Source organism: Vibrio sp. L3-7 (assembly GCF_963898195.1).
Lineage (GTDB): Bacteria > Pseudomonadota > Gammaproteobacteria > Enterobacterales > Vibrionaceae > Vibrio > Vibrio echinoideorum.
Genome location: NZ_CAWQUW010000021.1, coordinates 1 through 21,296, shown reverse-complemented (window position 1 = coordinate 21,296; position 21,296 = coordinate 1). Strand labels below are relative to the sequence as shown.

Genomic DNA, 21,296 nt, shown 5'->3' with positions numbered 1-21,296 from the left:
TTAAACAGCAATCGTCACATGGTCACGGCCTACTTCAGCCATCTGAACTAGGTAGTCTGTGTGGTACTTTTTCTTGATGGTGATTTGGCTACCGATTTCAGCAACAATCTTTACTACTTCTAACGCGTCTGAAGGATGTAATGAAGACTCTTTTGTAATTTCGATGTTTACGCCCAAATTTGCCAATTTAATGATGTCGCTAGAGTGCATGATGATGTCCAAGATGTTTGATTTTCGTGGACTATATCATCTTCAATTTATGCAACTCTACTTGGTTTAAGTAAAAATGGGTGAGATGTGCTCAAAATATGATTTCAATAGTAAAACAACGGCTTTTATTGCATCACTTCGTTTAATTGTCGGATTGTTGAATAAGATCATATTAAGGCGATCATGAATAGGTTTTATGTATGGTGATTAGTAGTATGAGTCTCAAAACAAGACGAGAGATTGAGGATGCCAAAGTTAGATAAATATAAAGGAATTATTTTTGATCTCGACGGAACGTTGGTCAATTCTATGGTGGCGCACGCCCATGCATGGAAACAGACTTGCACGAAGTTTGATATTCCCTACGACAAAGAGTGGTTGGATCAACTTGGTGGGATGCCATCACGAAAGGTCACTCAAGAGATCCTCAAGCGTTATGATCTAGCCCTTGATGCTCAACAAATTACTTCGGACAAAATCGCTAACTTTGAGGCTATTGAGCACAAAGGGGATCTTATTCCAGAAACCTATGCACTCTTACAGCAACAGTATCAGTTGAAAAAGATAGGTATCGGCACTGGCGCTCAGGCAAAACATGCAAGAGCAATCCTAAAGACGACCGACATCCCATCAATGATACGCACGATTGTCACTTCGGATGACGTAGAGAATCATAAGCCAAACCCAGATACGTTTTTGAAAGTTGCTAGCCAGTTAGAGCTCGACCCGAGCGATTGTGTGGTGTTTGAAGATACGATCATTGGTCAGCACGCGGCGACATCGGCAGGCATGGATTGCTACATGGTTGAAAACGGACAGATAACTAAGTTTGTTCCTGCGAGCTAAACAGAATTTAACGATACAAAAATAACTAGGAAACAAATGGAACAATATCTTATCGCACCCTCGATAAGTTGCGTTCAATCAGAACGCGCATTAATGAATCAGGTCGAGATATTCGTTTAGAAGTCGACGGTAGTGTGAAAGTTAACAACATAAAAGAGATAGCTGAAGCGGGGCCCGATATGTTCGTTGCTGGGTCTGCTATTTTTGATAGTGAAGACTATCAGCGGGCAATTGGTGCGATGAGATCTGAGTTAGCTCAATTGAAATAAGTTCTAATCATCAGCTATACATAGGCTCGAAGTGCTCCGTTATGGAGGCTTCGAGTTTTTTTGTGCTCAATAAAAGTTAATTTTCAGAAAGGGTATACAAAAGTAAACAAGGCTTGAACGTTTTAAATTCATCAGTTTTCATCAACCGCGCGGCAAGATTTTTGTGTAATAAAACTACACATAACATTGACTTTGGTCACATAACGGCGCAAAATCAACCTAAGATCACATAACGATGAGAATGAAGAATGAATGCTACAGTAATCACAAATGAAAGCAGCCAAGTATTGGTAAAACCTTCTGTAATGAACGAAGTTCTTTTCTTTGCAAAATCGACGGCTCTTATGGGTGCAATCATCCTACTTGTTGCTTCTGCTTGGGTTTAATCTCTTAGATAAACCGACGTTAATTGTGATCAGTGATGGTGAATCACCATTCACTGATACGACTTAACATTGAAACAGCAGTAACCTATTTTATACCTTCTAGGCCTTCCTGGCCGATTTCCTAACTAAACCAGTTATCTATTACTTGTTGAAGTGCTTTGCTTTAGTGCGCTCCTTCAATTAGTTCAAATACGATGCTTTAAGCTAGACCAGTACAAAACTATCATCAATACATACGCTAATGCGGGCGCAATATAACTCGTGCTCAGCGAAAGCTCATCAATCAAACTCGCCTGTACGAATGGTAAAACAACCCCTCCAATTGAACACATAATGAGAATTGCTGCCCCTTGTGAGTTTTGCTTACCTGAGGCATGTAGCGCTTGTGCGTAAATGATAGGGTAGAGCGCAGAATTACATAACCCTACGACAAGCATCAAATAGCCAATCCAAACATAATTTTGATAGACCGCAACGGCGCTAATCAAAGCTGCAATAACGCAAGACAATGAGAAGAGATAGTGCTTATTTACTGTGCTTCCGAACTTGGCGAATAACACTCTTCCGACAAACATCAATACCCAATAAAGAGCGATGATCTGTGTTGCGAATACCAAACCAAGGTCGCCATATTGCTGGTCAGCAAGGTACGCAATAGTAAAAGTACCAAAACTGACTTCGACACCAATATACAACAATAGTACTAACGCCAATTTCATGAACTGGTGATTTTTAATCAGGATGGCTAACCCTCGCCAAAATCCAGTCATCTGTTTTGGTTTGATATCTGGGAGCGTCATTTTGCTAAAAAATATCAGTAAGCCGAAAAAGAACAGGGCGATGAGTAAGAACAGAAACGAAACTTGATGTGCGGTGTTGTCGACGTTAAAACTTGCTGCCACAAGAATGACAGCGGTAAGCACTAGCGGACCAAGCACAGTGCCAACAGAGTTCGATGCCGTTGCCACACTTTGACGTATCACGCTCTTATCGGGTGTCGAGAGTAGTGATACGTAAGGTGAACTCACTACTTGAATTGCTGACACACCTGAGGCCATCAATAAGATCCCAATGAGTGTTGGAATAAGCTCTTCTCCTCGTACTAAATATGCCATGGCTAGACAGCCCAGTAGGCACCATATCAAGCAGAACTTCAGCGTAGTTCTATAGCCAATTTTTGCCATAACGAATGACGTTGGAAGCGATACCGTGATTCGGGTGATAAAAAAGGCCATGGGAAATAACATCGCCATTTTATAGTCGAGAGAGAAAGCTTCTTTGTAATGTGGAATTAGCGAGTTACTTGAAACAGTAATTAAACCCCAGATAAAAAATATCAGCGACAGTAAGACCAGTGGGGCATCTTTTAAGAGGAATACTCTCATAGTGATTCCTTATCGATAGCGATAAAAAAAGCAGAAGACGATCTTCTGCTTTTCGATTAAGACTTTACGGTGTATGGCCTTTTTAGCCGTTAATCGCGCACAAAATTGATGTGATGAACATGAATATTGTATTTCTCAATGATCACTTTGGTCGCATGCATACTTTTGATTCGTTGTTCAGAATCTAAAGCGGCTGCCATTACTGATTCGTTTTCGTAGCTGTGTTGCATCATCAGCAGTAAATTCTTATGGCTTTCAGCTTCAATCGCTTCTGGCTTATTTAGTGTTAGCCCTTGGTTATTCGGGAATGTGCGAATAATAGGTGCTACTTCGTTTTCCATGTATTGGTAGAAGTCTTGTTTTTGTTCTTCAGTTAAATCAGCTTCGAAAAAAGCAGTGCGAAAAATAGTCATGGTGGTTCCCTTACAGTTCAAAGCCAGATTGGTTAGCGATAGATTTTAATGTTGCTTTTGCTTGTTTGATATCGTCTAACCAGTTGTCGTTTTGTGCCCACATTTCAATCACTAATGGTGCGCTGTAACCAATTTCAGCCAGTGTTTTGAAAATTGCAGGGAAGTCGACTTGACCTTCGCCGATAACAAGATCTCGGAACTGACCTTTGCAGGTTTCTGAAACTCGTAGCGTGTCTTTTAGGTGAACTTGCACTAGGTGATCACGGCTCAGCTTAAGCTCTGTACACACGTCGTAATTCCAACCAGAAATATTGCCGACATCTGGGTAAGCCATGAAGTAAGGCGATGGGATCTCTCGCTTTAACACTTCAAACTTGCTCAGTGAGTTCAGGTACGGAGTATCCATAATCTCAACACCCAGCATGACGCCTGCGCGTTCTGCCATTTTGGTGGCTTGCTGCATACCTTCAATGAAGCGAGCGTGTGTTTCAGCCGATTGCGGCTCGTAGTACACATCGTATCCCGCCATTTGAATGCAGCGAATACCAAGCTTGTAAGCCAATGAAATCGCTTTTTCCATGATGATCAGCGACTCAGTACGAATAGCATCATCCATTGAGCCAAACGGAAATTTACGGTGTGCGCTTAGGCACATGGATTGGAAAGGCATTTGGTGCTTTTCACATAGACGGCGAAGCTCATAAATTTCTTCGTCTGACCAATCTAAACGAGCGCGGCGCTCATCGGTTTCATCCACTGAAATTTCTACAAAGTCGAAGCCAGCTTCTTTGGCGTGAATCAAACGCTCTTCCCATGTAAGGGTGGTTGGCATCGCTTTTTCGTAAATACCTAATCTGAATTTGTTTTTAGAATCAAACATTCTTTTTCCTTAAAAGAGTTGTTGTTCTATACGCGTTGTTATGTCTTGAATTCTGCTAGCGATCTCTTCGTAGCCGAGAGCTTTCATTTTTGGCGTAAGCGAAGAGACGCTAACCGCGTATACAGGAGAATTGTTCTTGTCAAAAATAGGGACAGCAACACAAGAAATACCCGCTTCGTTCTCTTCATCATCGAGCGCATAACCACGACTCTTAATTTTATCGAGAACACCAAAAAACTGAGACTTGTCGAGAATCGTGTTTTCAGTTAACGGCTTCATCGTGCTGACATTGCGTTTCCAATAGGTTTCTCGAACGCTCTCAGAGCTAAATGCTAAGTAACATTTTCCTGCCGCTGAGCAGTACATTGGAGAATGCAGCCCTACGTAGGTTCGAGTTCTAAAGGAAGAGTTAACGGGTTCAAACTTGTCTTTAAAAATGATGTTGTCAGCATCAAAAGAGAGAAAGTTAACCGTCTCATTCACATCGTCGAGTAGCTCAGATAGGTATGGCTTAACTGTGCCAGTGACATCAGAGTTGATGGCAGCGTGTCCAAGCTGAACCAACTTCATTGTTAAGCGATATTCTTTACCTGAACACATTTGAGCAACATAACCAGAGGCTTCAAACGTTGCTAAAATACGGTGGACAGATGACTTGTTGAAGCCAGTCCCTTCAGACACTTTTTGTAGCGAAACGCCATTAGGATAATTCCCAAGGAATTCCAATACGGTCAGTGCTTTAGACAACGATTTAATTTGCTCACTCATATATGTGCTACCAGTGTTTACCTATTTCAATATGGAAGTTTTCTGCGATGTAACGTCCATTGCTACCGGCTAACGCTCGGCCAGCAATAAATGACTTTGCAGACAGATTCTTAAACAAATGCAGATCGTCAGGAACAATACCACCAGTGATGGATAGTTCAATTCCAATATCCGATAAATTCTGCATTTTATGTAAATCTTCTTCGGTCCAGCTCACACCAGCAAGTTCCGCATCACGAGAACGGTGATAAATTGCTTGTTTAATGCCCATGTCGAACCAAGCTTGTGCATCTTCCATTGTCCAGTGTCCGTACAGCTCAATTTGCACTTCACCGCCTAATTCATCGGTTACTTTTTTCGCTGAACGGATAGTTTCGATGTGTGCTGCCGCACTGACGGTGACCCAGTTAGCACCAGCATCCATCGCCAGACGCGTTAAAATAGCGCTGGCATCGGTGATTTTCATGTCACACACAATGATGTGATTTGGGTATTTCTCTCGTAGGGTTCTTACGCTGTCTACGCCATGAGCGAAGGCTAAAATAGTTCCAATTTCAATTACGTCTAACTTATCGGCAACATGCTCAATTGAGGCTAATGCTGTGTCGATGTCTGTCGCATCAAGTGCCATTTGTAGCAACGGCTTCGGTGATTTGAACAGGGGCTTAGATGATTCTAATAAAGATTTAGATGGTTTTAATACGGTGCTAGGCATCCATTTCATCCTCAAATTGTTTAAACAACTGCACCAGTTTTTGATAGTGCCTATATTTCTTTTGGTAAGTGTCGTAGTGTTCAGGATTCGGTTCGACACGTGACGCAGAATTAGTGATGGTTTGAGTACATTCTTCTAATGAAGCGAACTCACCCGCGCCGATCATTGCCATCATTGCGGCACCTAATGAGCCCGTTTCATCAACGTCTGATATTTCAACGGTCATTCCGGTAAGGTCCGCCAGCATTTGCATCCATACAGGACTAGATGCTGGTCCGCCTGTCACTTTCAGTATGTTGGCTTTTGGAAAGCGTTGACACATACGTTCAAGGTGAATGTTGTGACAGAATAAAATGCCTTCCCAAATCGCTTGAATTAGGTGGCCTTTGGTATGGTGTGATTGCAGACCATAGAAGCCTGATTTTAGGCCGAGTCCTTGGTTAGAGCCGTAAAGGAATGGTACGAAGTAGACACTGCTTGATGCCGGGTCTAATGCTTCCACTAAGGCTTGATTTTGCTGGTGGTTAAGCTGGCCATTTTCACCAAGGTAGTCAGCAAACCATTCATAGTTACCCGCTGAAGTCGGGCTCGCCTCATGAATAATGTACTCGTTATCGACGGCGTAATGGCCGTAAACAAAGTTGTGGCTTTCTTGCGTGACTTCCTTTGATATGCCAGACGTTACCGCCCATGTTCCCATTACGTAATTCAGGGTATCTTCTGAAGAGTTGATTCCAGAACATATCGCGGTAGACACCACATCAAACAAACCGCCGAACACAGGTGTACCTATTGCTAGGCCAGTTTCATTAGCAACGGCCGCAGTGATTTTCCCTGCTTGCTGTTGAGGTTTTACAACGGGTGGTAGCGCATCCCAAATTTCTTCGATGCCAAAGGTTTCTAGAAGTGCTTTGTCATACTCACCAGTAATGGAGTTGAAAAAGTTACTCTCTGAAATATTGGTGAGCTCTGCAGCGACTTCGCCCGTTAAGCGGTATCGAAGGTAGTCGTGAGACATCATCACTGCGCCAATGTTGTTGTATCGTTCAGGATCGTTCTCTTTGATCCAGCGAATGATCGATACAGGGTGACCTGTCCAAAGTGTCTGTAGCGTCGTCGGGTAGATCTCTTGTGCTTTGCCTTGATCTAGCCACTCTTTAACGATAGGCAGTGAGCGAGAGTCAGAAGACATAATGCCGTGGCCAAGGTTTTGTCCTTTTTTATCAAGAAGGTAAACGCCTTTGCCTTGGGCTGAAATGCTCAAGCCTTTGATAGAGGTTGCTTCTACTTTAGTAGCCTCTAAAAGCTGCTTAATGACATCGACAGCGTTACCCCATAGTGCGTTTAGGTCGCGTTCTACCCAACCTTGTTTTTCGTTGATGACGCTCGCCGATACGCGGGCAAGACCTTGTTGTTCACCTTTTGCGTTAAACAACGCGGCTTTCATAAAAGTCCCGCCAGAATCAATTCCAATGTAGTAATTCATTATTTGGCTTCCAGTAAATCGTTGTGAATCTTCACCACCAGTTTTCTTACCGGTTGGCTGTCATCATTTTCAATATTGGTGATATGCACGATATTTGGCGTGAATAAATAAAATTGACTGCGTTTTGCATGAATGAAGCTGAGTTCAATTCCTGGGTATTCGTAAAACTGAAGGTCACGTTCTTGGTTATAAGGCTGCGCGTTGCTGTGTTCGCCAGTGTCTATAGCCCATGCCATCACTTCAGAACCTTTAAGAATTATCTGTAGATCAGAATGGTATTTATGGACTTCAGGTTGGAAGTTTCCTAAAGGTTCTTTGTCGTATTCCAATACAACAAACCATGCCTGTTTTGAATCAAAGCCAGGAAGCTCGTGGCGACCTAATGCGAGTTTTTCTTGGTCGAGACTGTTCAAGTACTCAAGCACGTTTTGAATAACGACAGGGTACGACTTGCTGATCTGCGTAGGTTGAGTATTTCCGACTAACATAAAAATTCTCTTTAAATATAAACAGCTTAATAAAGCCGATGCTTTAAATTAATGGGCACCAAATAGGTCTTGTAAAAGCATCGCTAACCCTGTCTTATCGTCATTGTTTTTAGGCGTGATCAGGTTGGCTGAGCTTTTTACGGTGTCATCTGCGTTTTGCATTGCGATGCCAAGCCCTGCAGCTTTAAGCATCGAAATGTCATTGTGGTTATCACCAATCGCGACACACTGCTCTAGGCTGATACCGAGCGGCTCAATGTAGCGAGTCAATGCATTACCTTTACTATTGCCTGTTGCTGCGAAATCAACGCGATCAACCCAAGAACGTTCGCCATTGAAGTTATCTTTAACGAAGGGAATCTCTGCGAATGTGTTTACTTCACCTTCAACGACAAACTTCCACACATAGTCTGAGATTTGAGCTTCATGTTGGAAGTCGTCGACCTTTTGAATGTTGGGTCGCTGGCTTTCTGGAAAGGTTTGAGACCACGTCAGTAGCGCTTCCATGTATTCAATAGGGCGTGCTCTCGAGTAGAGCATTGCATCACGCACATACATCACCATCTTCAGATCATGAGCCTGGGATAGGATGATAAACTCAGCCGCAATTTCTTTGTCGATGGCGTTTTCTTGAATGACCGTATCGTTCTGGTAATCAAAGATGTAAGTGCCATTGCAACAAATTATTGGAGTCGATAAACCAAGCTGATCGTAATAAGGTTTTGCCGCGACATGATGGCGACCCGTAACGATAACCACATGAGTGTGTTGAGCGACTTGTTTGATGGCTTCGACTAACTCTTGGCTAATCGTGTGCTGCGAGTTGAGCACCGTCCCATCGAGATCGAGAGCCAGTAGCTTATGCTTATACAACTTATGCGGTGATGACTTATGCATGTGCGAGGCCTTACTTCTGTCCGTAGTATGAATTCTTACCGTGTTTACGGTTGTAATGCTTGTCGAGTAGCTCTGGTTGAATGGCGGCTTCTGGACTGATAGCACGAGTGGCTGTTGCCATGGCTGCAATCTCTTCCATTACCACAGCATTGTGCACAGCGTCTGAACCATCCTTGCCCCATGTAAATGGTGCGTGTCCTGCGATGATGACACCTGGCATTGCCTGTGGGTCGATATCGCGTTGCTTGAATTCTTCGATAATCACTAAGCCAGTGTTTTTCTCGTAGTCAGACTCGATCTCAGATTTCGTTAGCAGGCGAGTACAAGGCACATCACCGTAGAAGTAATCGGCATGTGTGGTTCCAAGCGCTGGAATGTCTCGGCCGGCTTGTGCCCAAATGGTGGCGTTGCGAGAGTGTGTGTGAACAATGCCGCCAATGGTTGGGAAGGCTTTGTAAAGTTCAACGTGCGTAGCCGTGTCGCTTGAAGGGTTCAGCTTGCCTTCAATGCGGTTGCCTTCTAAATCCAGAACAACGATGTCATCTGCCGTCATTACATCGTATTCAACACCTGACGGTTTGATTGCAATCACGCCACGTTCGCGATCGATTTCAGAGACATTGCCCCAAGTGAAAGTCACTAAGCCATATTTAGGAAGTTGCAAGTTTGCTGCGAACACGCGTTCTTTTAATTCTTGGTATGTTTGTTGTTCTTGAGACATTGTGTTTGCCCATGTTGTATTGAGTTAATGACGAGCGGATTGCCTAGCTAAATTCCCTAATTAAAAGAGGACTAGGCAATCGCACTCCATCGCGTTACTTAGCTGCTAGCTTGATCTTGTTGATCATCACATCGCCATTTTTCTCGATGTAAGCGCTCCAAACCGGTTGGATAGCTTGTTGGAAAGCTGCGCCATCAACGTCACGGTTAACTTGCATACCGTTCGCTTCTAGTTGAGCAATCATCTTGTCTTCTTTCTGGATGCTTAGCTCACGTTGCATTGCAACTGCTTCTGCAGAGACTTCTTCAATGATTTTTTGCTCTTCATCCGTTAGCTTGTCGAACTTACGTAGGTTCATAGTAAGAACCAGTGGCGAGTATGCGTGTTGTGTAAGGCTTAGGTACTTTTGTACTTCATCAAATTTGAAAGACAGCGTTACAGAAATTGGGTGGTCTTGAGAGTCAACAACGCCTGTTTCAAGTGCAGTATAAAGTTCAGATACTGGAAGTTGCTGCGGGTTAGCACCGAGCTCATTGAACATGTCGTTTAGCGCTTTCGAGCCATTCACACGCATTTGTAGGCCTTCAACATCTGAAGGAACACGAATAGGTTTTTCGTTGTTGGTCATGTTGCGGTAACCATTTTCAGGGAAACCAAGACCTTTAAGACCGAATTTTTCAAAGTTCGCTAACACTTCTTTACCCGGCTCGCCGTCCAGTACTTTGTATGCTGTTTGACGATCTGGGAACATGAACGGCAGAGTGAAGGCTGCTGATTCAGGCATTAGGCCGTTGTAGTTGTTCAAGCCAACCATCGCTAAATCAACGATGCCAGCACGTGAACCATCAATCATTTGCTTATCACTGCCCAATTGACCTTGTGGGTAGATGTTTACTTTGATTTCGCCGTTTGAACGAGCTTCAACTTCCTTCTTAAAGAACAAAGATAGGTCTTGTTGCAAATCCGACTCTGGTGCAGCGTGCGCCAGTTTTAGAGTCGTAGCGGCAAAAGCGTTAGCGCTCATAGCGATTGTGGATGCGATTAGAGTGAGTTTTAGTAGGGTTTTCATTATTATTTTCTCCGTCGAGGATTAACCAATGACAAACGACATTGGCACAGTGATGATGCCTGGGAAGATGACAAACAGTGTGAGCAGAGCCATGTAAGCTGCGATGAAGGGCAATACACCTTTCACTGCGGTCGACATTGGTACTCTCGCTACACCACACACTACGTTTAGTACGGTGCCTACAGGAGGCGTAATCAAGCCAATTGAACAGTTAATAACGAACAGTAGGCCGAAGTACGTTGGGTCAATTCCAGCCATCTTGATGACAGGCATTAAAAGGGGTACAAGGATTAGAATCGTTGGGCTCAAGTCCATAACCATGCCGACACAAAGTACGAGCAACATAATTACTGCCATTAATAGGCGTGGGCTATCCACCAGTGGACCTAACATTTCTGCGAGTTGTTGAGGAAGCTGAGCAACAGTAATTAGCCATGCTGCAACCATTGCACAACCCACCAAGAACATAACCATTGCGGTCGAGCGACCTGCGTTCAGTACGATGTGGTAGAACTTTTTAATCGAGAGCTCTTTGTACACAAACGTAGAGATGAAGATTGCGTAAGTGGCGGCGACTACTGCGGCTTCTGTTGGTGTAAAGATGCCGAAGCGAATACCCACAATGATGATGACTGGCAGCATCAAGGCCCATACACCTTCTCTAAGTGCTGCGCGCTTTTCTGCTTTTGTCGCTTTTTCTGATGTTGCTAGGTTCTCTTTGCGAACTGTCCAGCGCCATACAAACATCAATGTCATACCCATTAACAGACCCGGAACGATGCCGCCTAGGAATAGGTTTTTGATCGAGATACCGCCAGCAACACCGACAAGGATCAGAGGAATTGAAGGTGGAATGACGGGTGCGATGATACCGCCTGAAGCAAGTAAGCCCATTGAGGGTGCTTCTGGGTATTTCGCTGCTTTCATCATTGGGTAAAGAATACTGACCAAGGCTGCTGCATCTGCTACAGCTGAACCAGAAAGGCCAGCAAGCAGTACCGAAGTCATGATAGCAACGTAACCCAAGCCACCTTGACGGTGTCCTACGTAAGTGGTTGCTAGGCGAACAATACGCTGTGACAAACCACCCGATGCCATGACTTCACCCGCAATGAGGAAGAATGGAATGGCAAGCAGAGTGAAGCTGTCGACACCATTAATTAAAGACTGCGCAAGAATGTCTGCACTAAAGAAGTCCATGTGAAGCATCAGCGCCATTGAAGACAGTAACAGTGCAAATGCAACAGGAAGACCAAGTAAGATTGAGACAATCAATACCGATAAGAAAATGGCTAACGTCATTATTCTTTCTCCTCATCTAAGCTATCTAGCTGCCAGTCGGGCTTGAAGATTCGCATAAAGGCAATCACGCCCATTAACAAACCTGACACCACACCGGCTAAGTAAAACAATGCTGAAGGAAGCCCTGTAAGCTGAGAAATATCTGACCAATTAGACATCATTTGACGGTATGACCCGACGTAAAGCATGCCTACAGAAATCAGTACTATTACCCAGCAGATGCGTCTTAATACGGGTACTGCTTTTGGGAAAAGTCGTTCAGAAAATTCCGCAACAGCGAGGTGTTCACCTCGGCGCAGCACAACGGCAGCACCGAGCATGACAACCCATACAAGACCAAGGCGAGATAGTTCTACAGAGGGACGAAGACCAGAAGAAAAGCCATAACGTAAAACTACGTTAGTAAATACGAGCGCAACCATGCAGGTCAGAATGACCGCCATGATGACATCGATACTTTTCCAAATACTCTTTAATACACTTTGCATAAAGCTTTCCCTACCTTTGGCTAATTACAGAGACGTAATTTGTTCCCAAATTCCATCGTTAATTTCAATGCCGCCAGCTGCTTCGTGTTTCTTGATGAAGTTTTCAATTTCAGAACCGGCAATCATCACTGAACCCGTTTCTGCAGGCTCTGACTCAAGTACGTAATCGCGGATGCGCTTCATCTCTTGTGCGTAAGTGCTTTGATCCATGGTCTTGCTTAAGTCGATAGCGATAAGGAATTGAGATACACCAAACTCGCCACCCATATCTTCAGTTAGTGCCGGTACTGAGTGGCCGCCAGTGATTGCCGTTAGCATCATGTCGAGTACGATTGCCATTGATGAACCTTTCCAAAAACCCATTGGAAGTAGGCGTTTGTTTTCCCAAAGTACATGCGGGTCTTTGGTGAGTTCACCTTCGTTGTCAAAGCCACCAACAACAGGTAGTTCTTTGTCAGCAAGTACGAAGTTTTGTAGCTGGCCGTAAGAAAACTGGCTCATTGAGCAGTCCACAACGACTGGCGGATCGCCCGCAACCGCCATGATGAGAGGGTTTGAACCAATACGGTGATCTTTACCACCCCATGCTGGCATTACCGCAATAGAGTTGGTTGAAGCGATGCCTGCGAAACCTTCGCGCGCCATTTTTAGTACATAAGCACCACCACGCATCCAGTGGTTAGAGTTACGCATGCCGACCATACCAATGCCGTAATCGCGTGCTAGTTCCATTGCTCGTTCTGCACAGATAAGTCCGTTAAGAACACCGGGGCCGTAGTTGCAATCCCATTGCTCTAAAGCACCCATGCTGTTTACGCATTCTGGCTCTGCATTTAGTTTGATTTGACCTTTGTCTACTTGGTCAATAAATACAGGGAATCGGTTGATGCCGTGCGAGTAAGTGCCTTCATTTGCCATCTCTACGAATCCAGCCGCAAGCTTGGTTGCCATCTCTGGTTTCATGTCGCGAGCTAAAAGAATTCGCTCGTATTCTTGTTGTAGTTTTTCTGTTGATACTAAAGGCATCTGTGTTCTCCGATAAATTGAATTCCATAATACGGAATCAATTATTGTTATTATTCCGAAAAAATACTGTGAGCAAAGTTATGAAATAATTTCTTATTAAGTTTTTCTCTAATAACTGTTAACTGGTTAGAAAGTGAAACAAAAAGATTCAAAGATTCCGTAATGTGGAACAATTGATGTGACCTATATTGGGTTTCAATTAAATATCCGTGGCAAATTGGACATTGTTTCGACCCAACTTTGCAAAAATCGGAGGGATTAGTGAACAGTAACTTTACTGATCACTCTTTTACCGTCGTCGAAACTAAAAGAAGCGTCACAACAAATGGTTGTTTTGGGCTGTTCTGGTAGAGGGCGTTTTATACTATTTGATGGGATTTCTCTGTTTTAAGCTCATCTACAACTCTTAACGGAACGACACTATGAAAATTGTTATTGCACCAGACTCGTTTAAAGAGTCTTTATCTGCCGTATCGGTGGCAGCGTGTATCGAAAAGGGCTTTCGTGAAATCTTCCCAGACGCTGAATACGTAACATTGCCTTTGGCCGATGGCGGTGAAGGGACTGTGGATGTATTGCTCCAAGGGCTTGTTGGTGAAAAGCGACATAGCCAAGTCGAAGGGCCGTTAGGGCAACCAGTCAATGCAGAATGGGCAATGCTAGAACCGTCGGATCAGAATCCTAAGAAAACGGCTTTAATTGAGATAGCCGCTGCCTCTGGTTTGGATTTACTTAAATCAGAACAGCGTAACCCGTTAATAGCTTCTTCATTTGGTACAGGGCAATTGATCTTAGAAGCCATTGAACAAGGTGCTGAGAGCATTATTTTAGGATTGGGTGGCAGTGCGACCAACGATGGTGGTGCAGGTATTGTTCAAGCGTTAGGTGGACGCTTGTTAATTAGTAAAGGGCAAGATGGCAAAGGGCAAGATAGTACTGGACAAGAGCTTGGCCGAGGTGGTGCTGCACTTGCAGAATTAGCATCAATAGATCTTACAGGTTTGGATTCGTGCTACGCAGATGTCGAGTTGATTGTGGCATGCGATGTTGATAATCCATTGTGTGGCGATAACGGTGCCAGCCATATATTTGGTCCGCAAAAAGGGGCGACCCCCGAGCAAGTACTGATGCTTGATACTGCACTTGCGAACTTTGCAAAAATTGCTGAATCGCAAGGTTGTGTTAGTGGCGATGAACCCGTTCACAAGCGCGCTGGTTATGGCGCGGCTGGTGGCTCGCCGATGGGACTTGGTTTGCTATTCAACATGCAAATTAAACCCGGTATCGAGATGGTACTGGACGTTTTGCAAGCCGATGATGTGTTGAAAGGTGCCGACCTTGTGATTACCGGTGAAGGGCAGATGGACAATCAAACTCTGCAAGGAAAAACACCTTATGGCATTGCCAAACGTGCGAGCTTTCAGGGCATTCCAACCATAGGAATTGCCGGATCTTTAGGCACCGAAGTAGAAGCGCTTTACGGCGAAATGAGCAGCTTGTTTGGGACTGTAAGATCGCCACAAACTTTAGAAAAAGTATTACAAGAGGCGGAGCTTAACTTAACAAGAACGGCAAGAAATATCGCAGCGACTTTACGGTTAGGTCACAAAATATCTCAAAAATAGTGGGCTTCTACAAGGTAGGCTGCGCCTAGCTTTGGTTTGCTGCGTGTTGTAAGTTCATGATTATTATATTGTAAATATTCTTATCAATATTAAATGATTATGATTTAGATCATTAACTTGATAGGTTTTATCCATGATGACGATAATTACAAACGATTATATTTTACTTTGAGTCAGGCTTATTCTATATCCTTAATTGCTGCGTGGTTTTGTGTGATGAATAACCACCATACAGAAGTGAAGGTGCAGCAAAGATGCTGTACCTAAATGGTAATAAGGAATTGATGATGAGTAAAAAACTAACTACAGCTGCGGGTTGTCCTGTTGCTCATAACCAGAATGTTCAAACTGCGGGTAAACGCGGTCCTCAACTTCTTCAAGATGTTTGGTTTTTAGAAAAGATGGCGCACTTTGACCGCGAAGTCATTCCAGAGCGCCGTATGCACGCGAAAGGTTCAGGCGCTTACGGTACATTTACTGTTACGCATGACATCACCAAATACACCAAGGCAAAACTGTTCTCTGAAGTGGGTAAAAAGACCGACCTGTTTGCACGTTTTACGACAGTAGCGGGCGAACGTGGCGCAGCGGACGCGGAGCGTGATATTCGTGGTTTTGCATTGAAGTTTTATACTGAAGAAGGCAACTGGGATATGGTGGGTAACAACACGCCAGTATTTTTCCTTCGTGATCCTCTTAAATTCCCAGACTTAAACCACGCCGTTAAACGTGACCCGCGCACAAACATGCGCAGCGCGAAGAACAACTGGGATTTCTGGACCTCTCTACCTGAAGCACTTCACCAAGTCACCATCGTAATGAGTGACCGTGGTATTCCTGCTACTTACCGCCATATGCACGGTTTTGGTAGCCACACGTTCAGCTTTATTAACGCAGACAACGAGCGTTTCTGGGTGAAATTCCACTTCAAATCTCAACAAGGTATTAAGAACCTGTCTGATGCAGAAGCCGGACAATTGATTGGCAATGATCGCGAAAGCCACCAACGCGATTTACTAGATAGCATCGACAATCAAGACTTCCCTAAATGGACACTGAAAGTACAAGTGATGCCAGAAGCGGATGCAGCGAAAGTGTCTTACAACCCGTTCGACCTGACTAAGATCTGGCCACACAAAGATTACCCATTGATTGAAGTGGGTGAGTTTGAGTTGAACCGTAACCCGCAAAACTTCTTCGCTGAAGTTGAGCAGTCGGCATTCAACCCTGCCAACGTGGTTCCGGGTATTAGCTTCTCACCAGACAAGATGCTGCAAGGTCGCTTGTTTGCTTACGGTGATGCACAGCGTTACCGTTTGGGCGTTAACCATCAGCACATTCCAGTGAACGCTCCTCGTTGCCCAGTTCACAGCTACCACCGTGATGGCGCGATGCGTGTCGACGGTAACTTTGGCAGCACATTGGGTTATGAGCCAAACAACGAAGGTCAATGGGCTGAGCAACCAGATTTCGCTGAACCAGCATTGAACCTTGATGGCGCAGCAGCACACTGGGATCATCGCGAAGATGAAGATTATTTCTCGCAACCGGGTGACTTGTTCCGCCTAATGACACCAGAAAAGCAAGCGATTCTGTTTGATAACACTGCTCGTAACCTAGGCGGCGTGCCAAAAGAGATTCAATTACGTCACCTAAGACACTGTTACAAAGCCGATCCAGCTTACGGTGAAGGCATTGGTAAACTGCTTGAAATCGATGTAAGCGAATTTAAGTCGTAATCAATAAACTCGTTTAAATAGTCGAAGGCCGTTGAGTTAATCACTCAATGGCCTTTTTTGATCATGCTTTGTATTAGTTGGTATCTATTCAGTTAGCCGCTCCAATTGCTTGAAATTTCGCTTGGTTTCTATTGATAGTTTTTACCTATCGAATTGATAAACATATCCCATTATCTTTATAAGATGGACGGGATTATCCTACGGCTATCAGTTTATAAAGTAATAGAGTTTGAGATGAGTAAAAGCGCATTAATCGTTGAAGGTGGGGCTATGAGAGGCATCTTCGCAGCTGGAGTGTTGGACGCCTTTATGGAAGACGATTTCCGTCCTTATGATTTTGCTATTGGCGTTTCTGCGGGCGTGTCGAACCTTGTTGGTTACTTATCTCAAGCGCCTAAACGCAGCTATCATGTGATTACCACGATGGCGACTGACAAGACGTTTTTTAACCCTGCTCGCTTTGCCAAAGGGGGTAACTTGGTGGACGTTAAGTGGTTGTGGGATGAATCAAATCAACGTTATCCCCTAGATTGTGGTGAACTGTTTTCAAGTATCCCACTCATTGCTGCTGTAACAAATGTCGATACGGGCAGTGCAGACTACTATCATATCAAGCCAGAAAACCTTTCTAACGTTGTGGAAGCGACCACCGCTTTACCTATTGCTTACCGCGAAACGCCGTGCTTCTCTGGTGGTTGTTATACCGATGGTGGTGTAGCCGATTCAATTCCGGTTCGTGAAGCCTATCGTCGCGGCGCACGAGACATTACGGTGATTCTTTCTCATCCTTTGAGTTACCGAATGAAGCCTCAAAAGCACCAATGGATGCTGAAAAAACTATTAAAGAAATTCCCTCACATTGCAGAATCGATGGCTGTGCGAGCTGAAAACTACAACCAATCTTTGGAGTTCATTCGTAATCCACCAAAAGATGCGACCATCAAGGTGATTGCGCCACCTGAAGCGTTCGCGGTTAAGCGATTAACCATGGATCAAACTGTTCTGGCCGCAGGCTATTATATGGGCGTGAAGGCAGGTGCAGAACATCTGGCTATTAGAAAAGGTACCTATGGATTAGACATCGAGGATTGCCATTTCTGCATCTAGCTCTGCTTTCGATATTGGCATAACCCAAAAAGCCACGCTGTTCATTAAGAATTAGCGTGGCTTTCTATTTCTAGATTGAGTCTATTACTAACTCAGTCTGCTATTAACTCAAGTTGTTGTTAAACCAGTTCGTTGCCGCTGGTGTTGCCTGTAAAAAAGGCATCGACGCTGGTTAGCGTTGTATTAGCAATGTTGAACAGAGCATCTTTAGTTAAGAAGGCTTGGTGACCTGTGAACAACACGTTGTGACAAGCGGATAGGCGACGGAATACATCGTCCACAATCACATCGTTAGATTTGTCTTGGAAGAACAGTTCTTTCTCGTTGTCGTAAACATCAAGGCCAAGCGCGCCAATCTTGCTTTGCTTCAGCGCTTCAATGGCTGCAGTTGAATCAAGCAGTTCACCACGACTGGTGTTCACGATCATTACGCCATCTTTCATTTTGCCAAATGCCGTTGCATCCAACAGGTGATAGTTCTCTTTGCTCATTGGGCAGTGCAGAGAAATCACGTCTGACTCTTGGTAAAGCTCGTCGAGTTCTACGTATGTAGCGCCCAGTTCTTTTGCCAATGGGTTCGGGTACGGGTCGTAGCACAAGATGTTCATGCCTAAACCTTTCAGGATACGCATCGTCGCTAAGCCAATTTTTCCTGAACCAATTACACCGACAGTTTTACCGTGGAAGTTAAAGCCCACCAAGCCCTCAAGAGAGAAGTTTGCGTCACGAGTACGTTGGTACGCTTTGTGTAGTTTACGGTTCAAACACATCATCATACCGACCGTGTGCTCTGCTACTGATTCTGGAGAATAAGCAGGGACACGGACGACTTGCAGACCAAACTCTTTGGCTGCGTCTAAGTCGACTTTATCAAAGCCCGCACAGCGCATCGCAATCAGCTTAGTGCCGCCTTTTGCTAGAATCTCTAGCACATCTCGCGATAGGTCATCGTTTACAAACGCACAAACGACTTCGTTGTCGTGCGCCATTTTTGCTGTTGTTGTAGTGAGTCGAAAGTCGTGAAAATGAAACTCAGCGTTGAGTTCGCCTTTTGCAAGTTCGAATGATTTTTCGTCGTATGACTTTGAGCTAAAAAAAGCAATGTTGAGCATAGCTTCCTCTCTTACCTAAAATGTGAAGACCCAAAATTTTATTATCTAAAACCGGGTTCAAACTAATAACTCTGTTCAGTGTGCTAGAGTTTTTTTGTCTTGTCTATCACCATTAGCCATTGTAATTATTATGGTTAATTGGGTTTTGTTCTTCGTTTTTTAAACATTGAAAATCGCATTACGAAGTAGCTAGCTCATAAGTTCATTCATATTGAATCGATCTTACTTTCGAGTATTAAACATTTTCTTGGTTTCTTTTTCTGACCAGAAGTTAATATTGAATTGAGCATCGTCACTAAGTTCGATACGGTGCCAATATTGCGGAGGACTTGTCGCAAATTGTCCTGCATTGATGACTACGGTGACTTCTGGTTCTGTCGCATCTGCGTCCGCAAAACCGTGGTAGGTAACTGTACCTTCCATAACACATAATTGACCGAATACACCCTCTGCGGTGTTGTGGTGACTGATTAACGCGGCAGGCACGTTATCTTTAGTGAAGAATGGTGTTGAACGTTGAATCTTCCAATGTGAAGGAATACGTAAATGACTCATATAAAACCTCTCAGACTTTCATACTTTATGTAATGGACGTATCAAGTGCACTATTGCCCCTCAATACTTGTTAACTTTATTACCAGTAGTTTTCGCTACTAAATTGACCTGGCTTCTTGCGTAAGTGTTTTTGTAATCCCAACGATATTAGTGCTTCGCTCGTGTCTCGAACCATTTGGGGATTACCGCAAAGATAGAAGAAACTATGTCTTTGGTTGATAGTGATAGACGAGGCTCGCTCGAGGTCGCCTCCAAGTAACAAGCTTGGGATTCGTCCGCACAATGTTCCGGTGATTGATTCTCTAGAAATAATTGGCACATATTTTAGTTTCCCTTGGAATTGATAGACAAGCTGAGTGATACGATCTCGATAAGTCAGGTCTTGTTCTGTTCTTACTGCGTGAACCAGCACAAGATTGTTGAACTGAGTTGTTTTTTCTGACCCCGCATCTGTGTCTTTCTGCTGTTGTATTTGCATACTTTCGAGCATAGAGATAAATGGACCAACCGCGGTTCCTGTCGATAGCATCCATAGATCGTCTGCGATCTCAGGGATCTCATCTAATGTCATAAATCCACTAGGGTCTTTGCCGACAAATATGTCATCGCCGACCTTCAACTCATGAAGTTGAGGAGAGAGCTGGCCGTTTTGATCCTTAACAATCAAAAACTCTAAATGCTGATGACCTTTTGTGTGTTCTGGCGCATTCACCATTGAATAAGCGCGTCGAACAAACTCATCTTCACTGTTGAGTAAACCCAACTTTGTGAATTGGCCCGCTTGGTAGGGTGAGACTGGTGCACTGACTTGAAGCGAGAACAATTGATCGGTCCACTCTGTCTTGTGTGTTACTTTTCCTGTTACCAAACCATGAGGAATATCTGTCATATCATCACCTTTATGTAGAGAAGTTATCTCATTAAGGATACTCAACTATCTTACTTTTTGGAGTTGCATGTACCATGCCAATAATGAGAATGCTTATCAATACTGAATTGTTAAGAGGGGGTTTCTTTTAATAGAGTCAAAAGCACACGCTTATAGTAGAGTCTTAATGACCATTTATGGTCTTTTAGATTCTTATTTGAAAGTTAGGTCTTGGTGGCTTTGCTATGGCTAATTTTGAATTGAGCTTGAAAGGTAAGGAATCTGAATGATTCCTTACCTGAACAATCGCAACTTCACTCTCGTCAGAATAAGTCCCTGACTGACCTAACTTCTGCTCTACAATCTAAACACGGGTGTTTGTTGAACACTTTCATGCTGTTTTCGGGATTTTAGATACACTCATCCTGCGAAATGCCTAAATTGACCTGATTTGGGATTGAACCAGAGCATGGTGGACCAGCTCTGACAGCGGCTCCCCAGCCCTAAAGCGAAGAAACGTTAAACGGTGCCCACAAAGAATGCACTCAAACGGATCAACCTTCACATATCCTTTCAACATGGCGGCGTAGCCGGGCATTTCAGGTGCGTCTTTAGGGGCGATGCCTAAGGCATCGTAGATCTTAGGGAGCATCTCACCACGACGTCGGTTTGATAGAAAACCGAAGTATCGAATCATTTTGAAGTGCTTATCTGGAATATGCTCAATCATGCGCTCTATCAGTGCTTTTGGACTCAAAATGAGGGATTCCGTCCGACCATTCCTATGGTTGAGGTAATCAAACGTCACCAAGCCTCCCTGGAAGTTATGTCGTAAACGCGACGCCGATATAGGTGGGCGTTTTAGGTATCGGCCGAGGTAAGTCATGGTGGGCGTCACGTTGGCCGTTTTCTTTGCAAAGTGCAGCTTCCATCGGCGGCAA

The 21,296-nt window shown here is 44.1% G+C and carries 23 protein-coding genes and 1 pseudogene; 6 read left to right on the top strand and 18 right to left on the bottom strand.

All coding sequences use genetic code 11. The features are described from left to right. Entirely contained in the window at positions 1-210 is a 210-nt protein-coding gene (locus tag AACW75_RS14730; protein ID WP_017072601.1) for a hypothetical protein, read from the bottom strand. Positions 211-456: 246 nt separating this feature from the next. On the opposite strand from AACW75_RS14730, the gene AACW75_RS14725 reads away from it, so the two are divergent. The 3 genes and pseudogenes from AACW75_RS14725 to AACW75_RS14715 all read left to right on the top strand — a co-directional run bounded on the left by AACW75_RS14725 (position 457) and on the right by AACW75_RS14715 (position 1,711). Beyond that, a complete protein-coding gene (locus tag AACW75_RS14725; protein WP_145572226.1) occupies positions 457-1,056 on the top strand; it encodes an HAD family hydrolase in 600 nt (199 codons plus the stop codon). Positions 1,057-1,112: 56 nt separating this feature from the next. Next, positions 1,113-1,325 (top strand): annotated as a pseudogene (locus AACW75_RS14720) (ribulose-phosphate 3-epimerase); the annotation flags it as partial. Between the two features lie 248 nt (positions 1,326-1,573). Beyond that, positions 1,574-1,711, top strand: coding sequence for a hypothetical protein (locus tag AACW75_RS14715; protein ID WP_017072598.1), 138 nt, complete (start codon positions 1,574-1,576; stop codon positions 1,709-1,711). A gap of 185 nt (positions 1,712-1,896) precedes the next feature. Here AACW75_RS14715 and AACW75_RS14710 read toward each other — a convergent pair whose 3' ends face one another. The 13 genes from AACW75_RS14710 to yiaK form a co-directional block, all read right to left on the bottom strand. After that, positions 1,897-3,096, bottom strand: a complete 1,200-nt coding sequence (locus AACW75_RS14710) for an MFS transporter (protein WP_145572224.1) — start codon at positions 3,094-3,096, stop codon at positions 1,897-1,899. Between the two features lie 89 nt (positions 3,097-3,185). After that, positions 3,186-3,509 (bottom strand): hypothetical protein, encoded by a 324-nt coding sequence (locus tag AACW75_RS14705; protein ID WP_017072596.1) that lies wholly within the window; start codon positions 3,507-3,509, stop codon positions 3,186-3,188. 10 nt (positions 3,510-3,519) lie between these two features. Next, positions 3,520-4,389: an L-ribulose-5-phosphate 3-epimerase gene (locus tag AACW75_RS14700; protein WP_145572223.1), complete on the bottom strand. Its 870-nt coding sequence runs from the start codon at positions 4,387-4,389 to the stop codon at positions 3,520-3,522. Between the two features lie 9 nt (positions 4,390-4,398). After that, positions 4,399-5,157, bottom strand: a complete 759-nt coding sequence (locus tag AACW75_RS14695) for an IclR family transcriptional regulator (protein WP_017072594.1) — start codon at positions 5,155-5,157, stop codon at positions 4,399-4,401. 7 nt (positions 5,158-5,164) lie between these two features. Beyond that, the gene (locus AACW75_RS14690) at positions 5,165-5,872 is read right to left on the bottom strand and encodes a 3-keto-L-gulonate-6-phosphate decarboxylase UlaD (RefSeq protein ID WP_261378914.1); all 708 of its coding nucleotides are present in this window, start codon (positions 5,870-5,872) and stop codon (positions 5,165-5,167) included. Continuing rightward, entirely contained in the window at positions 5,865-7,358 is a 1,494-nt protein-coding gene (locus AACW75_RS14685) for an FGGY-family carbohydrate kinase (RefSeq protein ID WP_145572222.1), read from the bottom strand. Before AACW75_RS14685 ends, AACW75_RS14690 begins: the two co-directional genes overlap by 8 nt. Beyond that, entirely contained in the window at positions 7,358-7,846 is a 489-nt protein-coding gene (locus AACW75_RS14680) for a YhcH/YjgK/YiaL family protein (protein WP_145572221.1), read from the bottom strand. The genes AACW75_RS14685 and AACW75_RS14680 overlap by 1 nt, the downstream gene beginning before the upstream one ends. Before the next feature lie 48 nt (positions 7,847-7,894). After that, complete coding sequence (locus tag AACW75_RS14675) at positions 7,895-8,743, bottom strand: Cof-type HAD-IIB family hydrolase (RefSeq protein ID WP_145572220.1); 849 nt, start codon at positions 8,741-8,743, stop codon at positions 7,895-7,897. A gap of 10 nt (positions 8,744-8,753) precedes the next feature. Next, positions 8,754-9,464: an L-ribulose-5-phosphate 4-epimerase gene (locus tag AACW75_RS14670; protein WP_017072589.1), complete on the bottom strand. Its 711-nt coding sequence runs from the start codon at positions 9,462-9,464 to the stop codon at positions 8,754-8,756. A gap of 94 nt (positions 9,465-9,558) precedes the next feature. Further along, entirely contained in the window at positions 9,559-10,533 is a 975-nt protein-coding gene (locus AACW75_RS14665) for a DctP family TRAP transporter solute-binding subunit (protein WP_017072588.1), read from the bottom strand. A 21-nt stretch (positions 10,534-10,554) separates the two neighbouring features. Beyond that, positions 10,555-11,835, bottom strand: a complete 1,281-nt coding sequence (locus AACW75_RS14660; RefSeq protein WP_017072587.1) for a TRAP transporter large permease subunit — start codon at positions 11,833-11,835, stop codon at positions 10,555-10,557. Next, positions 11,835-12,323 (bottom strand): TRAP transporter small permease, encoded by a 489-nt coding sequence (locus tag AACW75_RS14655; protein ID WP_012600147.1) that lies wholly within the window; start codon positions 12,321-12,323, stop codon positions 11,835-11,837. The genes AACW75_RS14660 and AACW75_RS14655 overlap by 1 nt, the downstream gene beginning before the upstream one ends. 24 nt (positions 12,324-12,347) lie before the next feature. Continuing rightward, the gene (yiaK, locus tag AACW75_RS14650; protein ID WP_017072586.1) at positions 12,348-13,349 is read right to left on the bottom strand and encodes a 3-dehydro-L-gulonate 2-dehydrogenase; all 1,002 of its coding nucleotides are present in this window, start codon (positions 13,347-13,349) and stop codon (positions 12,348-12,350) included. A gap of 422 nt (positions 13,350-13,771) precedes the next feature. Between yiaK and AACW75_RS14645 the strand changes: the two genes are divergently transcribed. The 3 genes from AACW75_RS14645 (at position 13,772) to AACW75_RS14635 (ending at position 17,820) form a co-directional block, all read left to right on the top strand. Then, the gene (locus AACW75_RS14645) at positions 13,772-14,974 is read left to right on the top strand and encodes a glycerate kinase (protein ID WP_145572219.1); all 1,203 of its coding nucleotides are present in this window, start codon (positions 13,772-13,774) and stop codon (positions 14,972-14,974) included. 287 nt (positions 14,975-15,261) lie between these two features. Beyond that, complete coding sequence (locus AACW75_RS14640; RefSeq protein ID WP_145562545.1) at positions 15,262-16,713, top strand: catalase; 1,452 nt, start codon at positions 15,262-15,264, stop codon at positions 16,711-16,713. A 234-nt stretch (positions 16,714-16,947) separates the two neighbouring features. Further along, positions 16,948-17,820, top strand: a complete 873-nt coding sequence (locus AACW75_RS14635) for a patatin-like phospholipase family protein (RefSeq protein ID WP_145572218.1) — start codon at positions 16,948-16,950, stop codon at positions 17,818-17,820. A 119-nt stretch (positions 17,821-17,939) separates the two neighbouring features. On the opposite strand, the gene AACW75_RS14630 is transcribed toward AACW75_RS14635, so the two are convergent. The 4 genes from AACW75_RS14630 to AACW75_RS14615 all read right to left on the bottom strand — a co-directional run. After that, positions 17,940-18,932 carry a 2-hydroxyacid dehydrogenase gene (locus AACW75_RS14630; protein ID WP_017072582.1) on the bottom strand — a complete coding sequence of 331 codons (993 nt, stop codon included), beginning with the start codon at positions 18,930-18,932 and terminating at the stop codon, positions 17,940-17,942. A gap of 222 nt (positions 18,933-19,154) precedes the next feature. Next, entirely contained in the window at positions 19,155-19,487 is a 333-nt protein-coding gene (locus tag AACW75_RS14625; RefSeq protein WP_017072581.1) for a DUF1971 domain-containing protein, read from the bottom strand. Positions 19,488-19,566: 79 nt separating this feature from the next. Continuing rightward, positions 19,567-20,376 (bottom strand): ferredoxin--NADP reductase, encoded by an 810-nt coding sequence (locus tag AACW75_RS14620; protein WP_145572217.1) that lies wholly within the window; start codon positions 20,374-20,376, stop codon positions 19,567-19,569. A 415-nt stretch (positions 20,377-20,791) separates the two neighbouring features. Beyond that, the coding region (locus AACW75_RS14615) for a transposase (RefSeq protein WP_237297849.1) at positions 20,792-21,296 on the bottom strand (505 nt) is incomplete at its 5' end.